This is a genomic window from Vibrio hepatarius (assembly GCF_011806575.1).
In the GTDB taxonomy this organism is placed as follows: domain Bacteria; phylum Pseudomonadota; class Gammaproteobacteria; order Enterobacterales; family Vibrionaceae; genus Vibrio; species Vibrio hepatarius_A.
The window spans coordinates 1-12,322 of the sequence record NZ_JAATOO010000006.1; the positions used below are offsets into that span (position 1 = coordinate 1).

The 12,322-nt window shown below is 45.5% G+C and carries 16 protein-coding genes; 9 read left to right on the forward strand and 7 right to left on the reverse strand.

What is annotated here, in order from left to right; translation table 11 throughout:
- Window positions 1-245, reverse strand: a 245-nt coding sequence (locus tag HCZ42_RS05855; RefSeq protein WP_167419810.1) for a hypothetical protein, incomplete at its 3' end; no start/stop codon positions are given.
- 1,176 nt (window positions 246-1,421) lie between these two features.
- On the opposite strand from HCZ42_RS05855, the gene HCZ42_RS05860 reads away from it, so the two are divergent.
- From HCZ42_RS05860 to HCZ42_RS05880, 5 genes are all read left to right on the forward strand, one after another.
- Complete coding sequence (locus HCZ42_RS05860) at window positions 1,422-2,036, forward strand: CAP domain-containing protein (RefSeq protein WP_167419811.1); 615 nt, start codon at window positions 1,422-1,424, stop codon at window positions 2,034-2,036.
- Between the two features lie 155 nt (window positions 2,037-2,191).
- On the forward strand, window positions 2,192-2,788 hold the full coding sequence (locus tag HCZ42_RS05865) for a DJ-1/PfpI family protein (RefSeq protein ID WP_167419812.1): 597 nt from the start codon (window positions 2,192-2,194) through the stop codon (window positions 2,786-2,788).
- Window positions 2,789-2,804: 16 nt separating this feature from the next.
- Window positions 2,805-3,287, forward strand: coding sequence for a YbaK/EbsC family protein (locus tag HCZ42_RS05870; RefSeq protein WP_167419813.1), 483 nt, complete (start codon window positions 2,805-2,807; stop codon window positions 3,285-3,287).
- A gap of 21 nt (window positions 3,288-3,308) precedes the next feature.
- Entirely contained in the window at window positions 3,309-3,938 is a 630-nt protein-coding gene (locus HCZ42_RS05875; RefSeq protein WP_167419814.1) for a LysE family translocator, read from the forward strand.
- 56 nt (window positions 3,939-3,994) lie between these two features.
- Window positions 3,995-4,450: a GNAT family N-acetyltransferase gene (locus HCZ42_RS05880; RefSeq protein ID WP_167419815.1), complete on the forward strand. Its 456-nt coding sequence runs from the start codon at window positions 3,995-3,997 to the stop codon at window positions 4,448-4,450.
- A gap of 64 nt (window positions 4,451-4,514) precedes the next feature.
- Here HCZ42_RS05880 and yghU read toward each other — a convergent pair whose 3' ends face one another.
- Together yghU and HCZ42_RS05890 are read right to left on the reverse strand one after the other, a co-directional pair.
- A complete protein-coding gene (yghU, locus tag HCZ42_RS05885; protein WP_167419816.1) occupies window positions 4,515-5,372 on the reverse strand; it encodes a glutathione-dependent disulfide-bond oxidoreductase in 858 nt (285 codons plus the stop codon).
- 160 nt (window positions 5,373-5,532) lie between these two features.
- On the reverse strand, window positions 5,533-6,180 hold the full coding sequence (locus HCZ42_RS05890) for an HAD family hydrolase (RefSeq protein ID WP_167419817.1): 648 nt from the start codon (window positions 6,178-6,180) through the stop codon (window positions 5,533-5,535).
- A gap of 176 nt (window positions 6,181-6,356) precedes the next feature.
- Here HCZ42_RS05890 and HCZ42_RS05895 point away from each other — a divergent pair, with 176 nt between their 5' ends.
- From HCZ42_RS05895 to nqrM, 4 genes are all read left to right on the forward strand, one after another.
- Window positions 6,357-7,235, forward strand: coding sequence for an NAD(P)-dependent oxidoreductase (locus tag HCZ42_RS05895; RefSeq protein ID WP_167419818.1), 879 nt, complete (start codon window positions 6,357-6,359; stop codon window positions 7,233-7,235).
- Window positions 7,236-7,430: 195 nt separating this feature from the next.
- Window positions 7,431-7,712: a DUF134 domain-containing protein gene (locus HCZ42_RS05900; RefSeq protein ID WP_167419819.1), complete on the forward strand. Its 282-nt coding sequence runs from the start codon at window positions 7,431-7,433 to the stop codon at window positions 7,710-7,712.
- A 4-nt stretch (window positions 7,713-7,716) separates the two neighbouring features.
- Window positions 7,717-8,178 (forward strand): NifB/NifX family molybdenum-iron cluster-binding protein, encoded by a 462-nt coding sequence (locus HCZ42_RS05905; protein WP_167419820.1) that lies wholly within the window; start codon window positions 7,717-7,719, stop codon window positions 8,176-8,178.
- A 10-nt stretch (window positions 8,179-8,188) separates the two neighbouring features.
- Window positions 8,189-8,398 (forward strand): (Na+)-NQR maturation NqrM, encoded by a 210-nt coding sequence (nqrM, locus tag HCZ42_RS05910; RefSeq protein WP_167419821.1) that lies wholly within the window; start codon window positions 8,189-8,191, stop codon window positions 8,396-8,398.
- Between the two features lie 50 nt (window positions 8,399-8,448).
- Here the strand turns inward: nqrM and yqfB are convergent, their stop codons facing one another.
- The 4 genes from yqfB to HCZ42_RS05930 all read right to left on the reverse strand — a co-directional run bounded on the left by yqfB (window position 8,449) and on the right by HCZ42_RS05930 (window position 12,315).
- Entirely contained in the window at window positions 8,449-8,766 is a 318-nt protein-coding gene (gene yqfB, locus HCZ42_RS05915; protein WP_167419822.1) for a N(4)-acetylcytidine aminohydrolase, read from the reverse strand.
- Entirely contained in the window at window positions 8,766-9,962 is a 1,197-nt protein-coding gene (locus HCZ42_RS05920; RefSeq protein WP_167419823.1) for a DEAD/DEAH box helicase, read from the reverse strand. Before HCZ42_RS05920 ends, yqfB begins: the two co-directional genes overlap by 1 nt.
- Window positions 9,963-10,175: 213 nt before the next feature.
- A complete protein-coding gene (locus HCZ42_RS05925; RefSeq protein WP_167419824.1) occupies window positions 10,176-10,460 on the reverse strand; it encodes a hypothetical protein in 285 nt (94 codons plus the stop codon).
- A gap of 175 nt (window positions 10,461-10,635) precedes the next feature.
- On the reverse strand, window positions 10,636-12,315 hold the full coding sequence (locus tag HCZ42_RS05930; RefSeq protein ID WP_167419825.1) for an RluA family pseudouridine synthase: 1,680 nt from the start codon (window positions 12,313-12,315) through the stop codon (window positions 10,636-10,638).
- Window positions 12,316-12,322 lie beyond the last annotated feature (7 nt).

Sequence of the window (12,322 nt, forward strand, 5' to 3'; positions counted from 1 at the left end):
GTCACATTAGTCTCTGTTGCTGATGTCTCATTGGTGTTTGACGTTTCAGCAACATCTGAAGTATCGGTGGTGTCCGAATCATCGGCTACATTAGTCTCTGTTGCTGTCGGTCCGTCAAAGCTGAAAGTGTCTGAGATTGGATCTGTGTCCTCGAGGTTTGTTGTTGAGCTACCTGGGATAACACTGCCATTAATTTGTTTATCTTCATCAGAGGGGGAAGCACTTGAGTCACCTACATTTTTCATATCAATATCATTTGATTCTGTCTCGATACTCAGCGTAGAGCTATTAGTACTTGATGAAGATTGACTATTTCCCGACTCGGAGTTACATCCGGAAATTACTAGAATCATTATTGGTATGAAACACTTATAAATACCCAAAACTATCTCCCGTTAATATTTTTTAACTAATTGTTGAGTGGTTATTCATTATTTTTGAATTGTTTTTCACCAAGTTAAATAATGTTATTTTGTGTTGCAAAAAATGATAACTCTTTAGCTTATTTTTTGTCAATAATTTTGTTTTTATTTTAATAATATTTATTTTATGGATGTTTTTATCTGTTTGTAAATTAAGGGTATTGTTAGGGCTTTCTTAAGTTAAATTTTTGATGTGCCGGAAGAACTTGTTTAAGTCGGAGTGGAATTAGTGTCTCGAACATGGGTTACTAAGCTACTCATATCTAAGGAGGTAATAAATTCAATGACTTACCTTCAGATAGGTTTATAGCAAACGTTATGCATGGTGATAAGATTAATGGCACAGTTTATAAATGTATGCCGACTTTTAAAGTCGCTTCAATTGAATATAGTTGCTTATAATATTAAATTAAGTGAATCTAATTTTTTGTTCTTATTATCGGTAAATCATTAATTAACCTAATGAATTTTATTATAGTTAACCTCAAAGTAGAATGGTGGTTCCTTAATTTAAACTGTTTTTGATATTCAGTTGTCTATTTAAAACTGCATCTTATTAGATGAGATACGAAGCTGTCATTTATAAGAGTTACTGCATTGATAGTGTTTGATTAGAGTAATATTTAAAATATAGATAAGCGGCTTTAATTAGATGGGCTTAACTTAATAAACAAATGAAATTCAGTGTGTTACAGCACGAATAAGCTTCTTTATGTCACTTATTATAGCCATTGGATGTGTACAATATTGAGCCACCCACTCAGCTAACGTCATATGCAAGTCAACTTCCGAGCTATGTCATAGATTGTAAAGTCACTGTCAATATGCTCAAAAAACAAACGTTGCATATTGAGGATACATCACACAAATCAGTATAGTGGCAACCGCTTTATTGGTCAGGTGAATTACTCGCCACGCCTTATTTGGCAAGCCTTTGCCAAATTTTGAGCCAAACCTCCTTGGCTTTTCAAACTCCTTATTCTTATGGCTTTGTTTATTATGAAAATTATTCCAATATTTGCTTTATCTGCGCTATTTTTAGTTGGTTGTGGTGGGTCAGACGGAGACTCTTCAAGTCCTAAATCAACGACAACAAACAACAATGAGTTCAGCAACCCGATCGGAGAGGTAGAAGAGATCAACCAAACCGCTGGCTCAACCGACAACAGCAACACATACACACTCCCGGATTCAAATGAGTTCGCCGAAATGATGCTTAACGCAGTCAACCAGGTGCGTTCTGAATTCCAGCAATGTGGCGACACCACTATGCCGCCAGCTCCAGCACTAATGTGGAACTACGATTTAGAGCATGCTGCATTCGTTCATTCTAGCGATATGGCGAACGTTGACTTCATGGACCACACAGGTTCGGACGGCAGCTCACCTGATGAGCGTATTTCAGCAACCGGTTATGAGTTTAACGCATGGGCTGAGAACGTAGCCGTGGGCCATCGAAGTGTCGAAACAGTAATGGCATCGTGGATGGTGAGTGAAGGGCATTGCAAAAACATCATGAGTACAGACATTACTCAAATGGGCGCTTCTGCGGCCGTTAACCCTGATACACGTTACGGAACGTACTGGACACAGGTTTTTGCACGTCCTCGTTAATCTGAACGTCTAACCAATAAAGTGTTGAGAAAATGCCGAAGTAGGGAATCTCCTTACTTCGGCATTTGCTTTTATACGCGATAGTGGCATAAGCTGGGTCGAAAAATAAGCACTCGCGAGAACATACGCTTAGCACATAACCAAAAGGATTTGATATGGATATAGCGATCGTTACCTTTGAAGGCTTTAACGAATTAGACTCATTTGTTGCATCGGGAATCATCAACCGTATGCGCCACCTTGGTTGGAATGCCCAGATCACCTCGCCGACAGAGCAGGTAACGTCGATGAACGGCGTAACGATCAAAGCGCAGCAACCCCTCGAGTTTGCCAACCGTGCAGACGCGGTATTATTTGGTAGTGGAGTGTTGACTCGTGATATTGCGAAAGACACAAAGATTCTATCGCGCTTTTCCCTCAATCCAGAGAAACAACTGATTGGCAGTCAATGTTCCGGAGCATTGATTTTGGCCCAACTTGGTGTGCTCGATAGCGTGCCTGCGTGCACCGACTTAACTACCACGCCTTGGCTGTTAGATGCCGGTGTAAAAGTACTCGACCAACCCTTTTTCGCCAGCGGCAACATTGCCAGCGCTGGCGGCTGTTTGTCATCTCAATACCTTGCGACTTGGGTGATCAGTAAACTTGGTGACAAAGAACACGCCGCTTCCGCGATCCACTATGTTGCGCCGGTAGGTGAAAAAGAGAAATGGGTTGATCAATGTCTGACGGTTGTCACGCCTTATGTATAATTGAGGGGAGTAAGGTATGTCTGCGGAGCTAAAAGGTTCATCAGCCCGAGTTCAAGCATTTCTGTCTCAACATGGCCAAGATTTCTTAGTTCGGCAAATGCCAGCTTCAACTCGTACGGCAGTTGAGGCGGCAGAAGCAATCGGTTGTAGTGTATCTCAAATCGCCAAGTCTCTGATTTTTAAAGACGGAGAAACGGGTGACCCAATTTTGGTCGTTGCATCAGGAACGAACATGGTTTGCACCAAAAAGGTGAAAGCGGCGACAGGATTAAATTTAAAGAAAGCCGACGCTGACTTTGTCCGTGAACGTATTGGTTACGCAATTGGTGGTGTTCCTCCTGTGGCGCACAACCAAAGTGTCACAACAATTCTAGACGTCGACCTACAGCAATACGATGCAATTTGGGCGGCGGCGGGTACACCAAATACGGTGTTTAAACTGCACGCACAAGACTTGCCAGCCCTGACAAATGGTGAGTGGATAGAACTCGCTAAGTAAAAAATAAAGGAGAAAGCCTGCATGGATGTGAATTCACTATTGTTGTTTGTCGTTGCCTGTTTATCGATAAACTTAATCCCCGGACCTGATGTGATTTACATCGTTTCCAATACCATGAAAGGTAAAATGGCGAGTGGCATGAAAGCTGCTTTGGGGTTAGGGGCGGGTTACTTTCTGCATACCTTAGCCGCGTGTTTGGGGCTCTCTGCGGTCATTCTTAGTTCTGCGCTGGCGTTTAGTATTATCAAATGGTTAGGCGCAGCTTACCTGGTTTATCTAGGGATTAAGGCGCTGATCTCGATGTGGAAAGGAAGTAGCCAGTTAGTTGTGGATGAAACGGCACCTGCGAGCAACAATGTGTTTATGCAAGGTGTGGTCGTGAGCGTACTGAATCCAAAAGTTGCGCTGTTTTTCTTGTCGTTTCTTCCGCAGTTTGTCGACTTGACTCAAGGTTCGGTGAGCGCTCAATTGCTGGTTTATGGCGTGATTTTCAGTGTTTTGGCGACGCTATGTAATCTGGTTTACGCCGTGGCGGGTAGTTGGTTACTGAGTGGTACAAAGTCCCAGCGCTTTTCAAGAACCTTGGAAGGGGTATCTGGCGTACTACTGATTGGTCTAGCGGGTAAAATTGCCTTAAGTGACGCCAAATAATCGATTCTCGCTATGAAAGAAGCATGAGCGCGAGCCGACATGGATAGTGAATTTAGATGGAAATAAGAATAGACGATTTACAAGGTGGGGAAGTGATCCAGCTTCTCGAAGAGCATTTACAAGACATGTACGCGACCTCGCCAGCAGAGAGTGTGCACGCTTTAGATGTTGACGCGCTTAAAGCTCCGGAGATCACTTTTTTCAGTGGTTGGAAACACGGTAAGTTGCTAGGCTGTGTTGCGCTTAAAGAATTGGATAGCGATCAGGTAGAGATCAAGTCGATGCGCACGGCGTCGGATGCGCGTAACTTGGGCGTCGCATCTAGCTTGCTACAACATGTGCTGAAGATTGCCAGTGAGCGAGGCTATCGCTGCGTGAGTTTGGAAACCGGCTCTCAGGCTTTCTTTACGCCAGCACGTCGCTTATATGAGAAGTTTGGTTTTCGTTACTGCGGACCTTTTGGCAATTATCGAGAAGACCCAAACAGCAAGTTTATGACCCGCCTTCTGTAATTCGGCTGATAACAAAAAGCGATTCTTTTAGGAGAATCGCTTTGCTTATTTTGTGGCTAAGCCGCTAAGGTTTGAGCTTTAATACCGCGTCGATATCTTCGGCGTTATGGCGTTCTGGGACTTGTTCCCACTCTTCACCCCAAGCTCGGTTGACGATACGTCCGCGTTGTACCGCTTCACGCGCATCAATCATCTCTGCCCAACGTTTTACGTGTTTATAGCTGTCGACATCAAGAAACTCAGCGGCATCATACGCGCGGCCAAGAACCAAGTTGCCATACCATGCCCACGTCGCGATATCTGCGATACTGTATTCTTCACCCGCAAGGTAAGTGTGCTTCGCAAGTTGTTTGTCCAGCACGTCCAGTTGTCGTTTAGCTTCCATCGTGAAACGGTTGATTGGGTACTCAAACTTTTCTGGCGCATAAGCGTAGAAATGACCAAAGCCGCCGCCAAGATACGGCGCTGAGCCTTGAAGCCAGAAAAGCCAGTTCATCACTTGCGCGCGCGCTGCGGTGTCTGTTGGTAAGAAATGACCAAACTTCTCCGCTAAGTAGAACAGGATATTACCTGACTCAAAAACACTGATTGGTGTATCGCCGGAACGGTCTACCATCGCTGGGATTTTTGAATTCGGGTTTACTTCAACAAAACCAGAACCAAACTGGTCCCCGTCACCAATCTTGATCAAGTAAGCGTCGTATTCGGCTTCTTTCACCCCAAGCGCAAGCAGTTCTTCCAGCATGATGGTAACTTTCTGGCCGTTTGGCGTTGCCATTGAGTAGAGTTGAAGTGGGTTCTTGCCAACAGGTAGGGCTTGTTCGTGGCGGGCGCCAGAATCAGGACGGTTAATGCTAGCCCATTGTCCGCCGTTCTCTTCGTCCATTGTCCAAACTTTTGGTGGTACGTATTGGTTTGTCATTGTTGTTCCTTATCCAATTTAGTGGCTGCCTTTATGGATCATTGGGATGCAATCGATAAATACAAACCCCTTAAGGAAAATAGATTTAGAACGGATGACAATGGAATAGCAGAGAAAAGCATAACCGAGCCTATATTGGATAGGCTCGGAAAGTCAGTCTTTATTGCTGCTTGAGGTAACTCAACGCGTCGTGCAGAGAAGGTAAGATGATGGGTTTCAGTGCTTTAACTTCGTCACATGGCTCGACCAGATCTGGGATCTGGAAGGTCGTCATGTTTGCCGCAACGGCGCTACGCACACCATTGTTTGAGTCTTCAAACGCGATACATTGGCTGGCATCGACATTTAAACGATTAGCTGCAAGTAAGTAAATCTCGGGGTCTGGTTTGCCGTGAGAGACTTCGCAGCCACAGGTTAAACCGTCAAAATATTTATCCAAACCCGCAAGCTTGAGTTTGATCGTCGCCACTTCTTTGTGGGTTGACGTCGCCACCGCTGTTGGCACGTTGTTTTCGTTCAACCATTCGAGCAACTCAACCACACCTTGTTTCACTGGGATCGCTTGGTGTTTGACGATTGCATCGTAACTTTTACGCCACTCTTCGTGCAGTTCGTCGAGATACTCACCGTATACTTTGCGAAATACGGCATCTATCCCAGCAGCATTACGCCCAATGATAGACAGATAGATATCTTCGTAGAAAGGTTGGTTAACCGTTTCGCAAGCTTGTTTAAACACTTGCATGCAGACACGCTCGGTGTCGAGGAGTAGACCATCCATATCAAAGATGGCAGCTTGAAATTTCATGGAACAACTAATTCATACAACATAACGACAGGAATTCATTCTGTCACAGTTAGCGCCACGAGTAAAAGAGCAGCAAGTAAACTCAGCAATTTCAATAAAGTTCGAGTTGGTTAGTGAATTGTAAGGGGATTGTTTAGTACACTGATTTTCATAATTATCTGTCAGCGGAGAGAATGATGAGTAACAAGAAAGTTGCGTTTATCGGTTTAGGTGTCATGGGCTACCCAATGGCTGGATACGTGAGTAAAGCAGGCCACGAGACCAAGGTATACAACCGTACAAAAGCCAAAGCAGAAGCATGGGCAAGTGAGTACCAAGGTGAGGCTTGTGATACGCCAAAACAAGCGGCTGAAGGCGCAGATATTGTGTTCGTTTGTGTCGGCAATGATGACGATGTACGCAGCGTCGTTTACGGCGAAGAAGGTATTCTGGTTGGGCTTAAGCCAGGTGCGGTATTAGTCGACCACACCACGACATCCGCTGAATTAGCAGTAGAGCTAGCGCAGGCAGCCAAAGAATACGGCAACAGCTTTATTGATGCGCCGGTTTCAGGTGGCCAAGCAGGCGCAGAAAATGGCGTACTGACGATCATGTGTGGCGGTGAGCAGGCGATTTTTGATTCCGTTGTTGGAGTGATGGACGCGTACGCTAAACAGATCACGTTGCTGGGAGAGAATGGTCAGGGTCAACGCTGTAAAATGGTTAACCAAATCTGTATTGGTGGCATTTTGCAAGGACTGAGTGAAGCGATTCTGTTAGCGCAAAAGTCGGGTCTAGATATCGAACAAGTGGTCGATACCCTCAAGCATGGCGCCGCTGGTTCATGGCAGATGGAAAATCGCGCCGTGACAATGTCACAAGATAAGTTTGATTTTGGTTTTGCGATTGACTGGATGCGTAAAGACCTGGGTTTCTGCTTAAAAGAAGCGGAACGTGTAGGTATCGAACTGCCTTTAACTAAGAACGTTGATGAGCAATATGCGCAGCTACAAAAAGAAGGGCTAGGGCGCATGGATACGTCGGTACTGTTTAAATCGGTAGCGAAGCAACGCTAATCCTAACGCTATTTATAATAGGCTCAAATATTTAAAGAGGTGCAATCGCGCCTCTTTTTTTATACCTAACTTTTACGTGCGTAATCTAAATAGAGTTGGTGATTGTGCAATTTTGCAATCTTATGTTTTTAGCATATGCCAAAAACATAACACGCACTATGCTTAAGTCGTTCAGTCAGCGAGAGGAATCAAACGATGCCAAGACCCAAAATTCATCGTCGTGTGTGCGGAAGAGCAGCGCACTCGTGCTTCAAGCCCAACGGGATTCCTCTCCATCAGTTGGATAAGATTGAAATATTACCCGAAGAACTCGAAGCGATTCGTCTGGCGGATTTAGAAGGATTAAGCCAGTTGCAAGCTGCCGAGCAAATGGGTGTTTCTCGCCAAACCTTTGGCAACACAGTCAAAAAAGCGCGTTGGAAAATAGCCAAAAGCTTAGTTGAAGGTCAGGCATTGTTGTTTCCGACACAGGAGTAAGTTTATGTTGTACGCTATTCCAAATGATGGTCATCAAATCACCAATCACTTTATGAAAGCGCCATATTTTGCGATTTATAACCAGCTAGGTATGGTGAAAAACATTAAAAACCCTGCGTGTGACGGTGGTTGCCAAAACAAGTCCCAGCTATTGAATACACTCGTCGCTCAAGGCATAGATGCGGTGATCACCCGCAATATCGGCGAACGTTTACTGGCCAAACTACTAAAACAGCAAGTACGCGTATTTCGCGCTGCCAAACGTGCGGACTTAGAGCAGATTCTTCACGTTGAACGAACCGAACTGACGTCGAGTGAGCAAGGAAAAGCGTCTATCAACAACCGGAATAAAACCGCTCGTAGTGGTGGTTGTTGCGGTGACAAACAGTCGCATCAGGTTATGTCTTCGATTACCAAGCCAAGCGCCTTCCTGCGGGTAACAACTGCTAAGCTTATAGCAAAGTAAGGAGGCGAAAATGACGTGGTTATTGACCTTTTTAGGCTTTCTATTGGTGATATTGCTAATGGCTTTGGGGGTGATCTTTCACAACAAACGTATTCAGGGCAGTTGTGGTGGGCTGGGTAATGTTGGTGTCGACAAAGTGTGCAACTGCGAAACGTCATGTTCGGAGAAAAAGCTCTATCAGATATCGGAACCTCAGATAACCGAATCGATGAAAGATTAGTCGTTACAGCTGGATTAAAAAAGCCGCCTTATCGCAAGGCGGCTTTTTACTTAGACGAGCTCGTAACTGATTACAAATAAGGTGTCAGTATCGGGATAGATTTCGCGAATCAACTGCTTGAGCTTTGGTAGCTCAATGTATTCCTGCTGTGCGTGGAATTCGTTGATATCGTCAAAGTGCAACGGTTCTACCGAAAGAATTTTAACCTCACACACCTTTTTGTCTGTTTCAAGGGTAAACACTTCGACAATACTACCCGGCACGTAATGCGACTCGGACTCATCTCGGATGGTAATCGTCTTGTTGCCCGACGCAACCAGCGGTGTCAGAAACTCAAAAAAGGTGATCTTAGTAGGCACACTAGACATTAGCCTTCCTTCTGTTGACGCTTATGTTTAGGTACATAATTTAAGATTGAGATAGGCACTGGTTTGCGTGGTTCAAAACCTTCCACTTCGCGGCGCTCAATCAAATGGCCTAAGCGGCTCTCGATCATACACAGGTTTTTGAAGTTGTCTTTGGAGACAAACGAAATGGCTTCGCCTTGCGCGTCTGCACGGCCTGTTCGACCAATACGGTGAACGTATTCATCTGCAGGGAAAGGCAAGTCGTAGTTGATCACTCGCTCTAGCCCTTCAATATCAATACCACGTGCACCCACGCCCGTTGCGATCATGTATTTGATTTTACCCGCTTTGAAATCTTCGAGTAATTGCTGACGAATCGCCTGGCTGCGGCCGCTGTGGAACGCTTCAGCCACGATACCGCGCTTTTCTAACTGTTGAGCCAATTTAGCCGCGCCGTGTTTGGTCTCGATGAAGATCAGTGCTTGGTTCCACTCATTTTCTTTGATTAAGTGGCTAAGCAGCGCTGATTTTTTATCTTTATCGACCGTTATCAGCCATTGCTCGATGTTCTTCTTCGAGGCTTGGTTTGCCGCGATAGAAATTTCAAACGGGTCATGCACTGCGGTTTTCGCCAAATCACGTACCTTGTTAGACAAGGTTGCCGAGAATAACAGGTGTTGAATGTCGGTTGGCAAGCGGTCGAGAATCTTATTGATGTCTTCGATAAAGCCCATATCCAACATACGGTCCGCTTCGTCAAGCACGAGCATTTCGACTTCTTCAAAGTAAACCGCGCGTTTGCCGTACATGTCGAGCAGACGACCCGGCGTCGCAACCAAAATATCAACACCTTCAATCAGCGCTTGTTTTTGTGGTTGCTCATCAACACCACCATACATCGCAAGAGAAGTCAGGTTTAAGTGCTTGCTGTAGTCACGAACCTTTTGCTCTACTTGCTCGGCCAGTTCACGAGTAGGCGTTAGGATCAGCGCGCGAATACGCTTTTTACGCTGGGTTTCACCTTGCGCAAGCCTTTCCAGAATCGGCAGCACAAAACTTGCGGTTTTACCCGTACCTGTTTGAGCGGCGGCTAGCAGGTCTTCACCTTTTAAAATCGCGGGAATGGCTTTGGATTGGATGGTCGTTGGCTTGTCGTATCCAAGTTCGCGAATCGCATCTGTAATTGGCTGGCTTAAACCAAGTTTTGAAAAAGGCATGGTGGCACTCTGAATCTTTAATATGGGTAGGCTCTAAGCCTAGTTTGCTGGCGCAGAGTGTAGCACAAACTCGAAAAGGATAAGCAGATAAAACGGTTATAAAGGGCGTGGGAGAGGTGGATGTCGGGAAAGATAGAATTGATATGACGCCCGAGCGCTTAGTTGAAAAGTCTCGGCTAGGGCTGGTGTTAAGACAACCCTAGCCGATGCTGCTTATTCACTGGTACATTCTTGCATGGTTTTTCCTGCTTCCATACACTCTTTTACTTCTGCAGTTTGGTCCATTCCTTCTTCCATTTCGGTTTTCATGTCGTCAGTCATGTCTTCCATTTTATCCATACCTTCATCGACGACTTCTTTGGTTTTTTCTACACCGTCATCGACAGACTGTTCGACCGCTTCAACCATATCTGATTTTTGTTCATCTTCAGTGGCGAATGAGTATGCCGAAATAGTACCTAGCAAGCATAGTAGCGATGTCATTATTAGCTTATTCATGATCTCTCCTAAGCGATGTTTGTGACTACCGTTTCGTGATTACCGACGCAATCTCTGTAAGTCTTGTTGGCTTAGGGGATATTCGCTAGATGAACAGGAGGGGATAGGTGGCTAAAGCTAAGATTGAGACACGATGTGTTCAAAGTGTCTCAAATCTGTAACATCGCGGTGAGGTTTAAAAATCCGCCTCGACCTGAAATTGCATCGGCTCTTTGCTGTAAGGGTGTTCAAGTTCGAGTCTTTCCGCGTGTAAGTGCAGGCGGTTGGCTTTATCACCATACAGACCATCGCCCACCATTGGCATGTTCAGCCCTAAATGGTGCGCGCAATGGACACGAAGTTGGTGGGTGCGTCCGGTTTTCGGATAGAGATAAAGCTTTGAACGGCCGTCTTTTACTTCGATCAATTCCCAGTATGTCTCTGCAGGTTTACCGTGTTCGAAGCAAACCAACTGGCGTGGGCGATCGTCTGGATCGCCGCGCATCGGTAAGGTGATGTCACCGCATTGCGAATCCAATGTGCCTTCAATCAAGGCGACGTAACGCTTTTGTACGCTGCGGGAGATAAATTGCTTTTGCAGACTCTTATTGGCGCGTTTTGTCAGTGCAAACACCAATAAACCCGATGTCGCCATATCGAGGCGATGGATAACAAATGGTCCTTCTACATCTGGGTATCTTTCCTGTAAGCGAGTGTAGGCAGAGTCTTTAATCGTTTTGCCGGGAACCGAAAGCAGTCCCGAAGGTTTGTTAACGATGACCATCGCCTCATCTTCGAACAAGATCTCCAGTTCTTTGTCCAATGCCCAGCTTTCTGCTAGCGGGTTGTCATCCACTCGCATGCCATCAAGCATGTGGCCAAGAATCGGCTGGCATTTGCTGTTACACGATGGATAGAACTGCTTATGCTGGCGAATTTCAGACTTAGGTGACACGCCCCACCAGAACTCAGCCAAAGCCAGCGGGGTATATCCGTGTTTAAAAGCGAAATGAAGCAGTTTTGGTGCCGCACATTCACCCGCTCCGGCTGGTGGAACCGGATTGGTGGTGTTTGAGAAAATGGCTTTCAGCGACTTCTGCTCGCCGTTGATGTTAAGAAAACGGTATTGCTCGAACAGTTTGTTTTGTAGGGCGTTAGATAGCTGTTTGCGCTGCTCTTTAAGGGCGTCTAGTTCACTGGTTAACTGATTTAACTCTGCTTGCACCTCGGCAATTTTGGCGTCCCATTCGAGTTTTAAGTACTTCAGTACGTTCTTTTCCGCCACGCTTTCTTTCCCGAGCTGATCGAGTAGCGCCTGCAACTCTGCTTCTGACAGTTGTTGCTCTGCTTGCTTGCGCTTCGCTTTGCGCGCTGCACGACCTTGAATCATCACGTCACGCTGCGTTTGTTCTGCATGAGCATAATCAGTTTGGTACTGCTTTAACGTCTGTTTAAGCTGTAGTAGTTTTGGATTGGCTTTACGTTGTGTGACTTGCTCGTTGATGGCGGTGATCTGCGCGAGATCGCTACGAAAGAAACTCTCCTCAGCAAGCATGTCGAATACTGGTGGAACAAAGCCCGCCAGCAAGTTTTGGTCGGCAATCTTGCCAGAAAACGCACTAAAGTAACCCAGTTCTCCACTTGGTGACTGCACCAGTAACACACCAAACATTTTGCCAGTGCCTTGTGGGTTACCGTCGACACCGAAATCGTGCTGCCAATCGGTTTGTGTCTGTAAGTACTGTTGTAACTGCTCAGCGGCCACCACACATAAAGGGTGTGGTTGGTAATAAAACGGATAAGTGAACTTATCAGGTAGTGAATAATGACTGATATCCGAGTTAAAGCGGGTAAACAAGTTTTCAGGTTGGTGCATGGTTTTT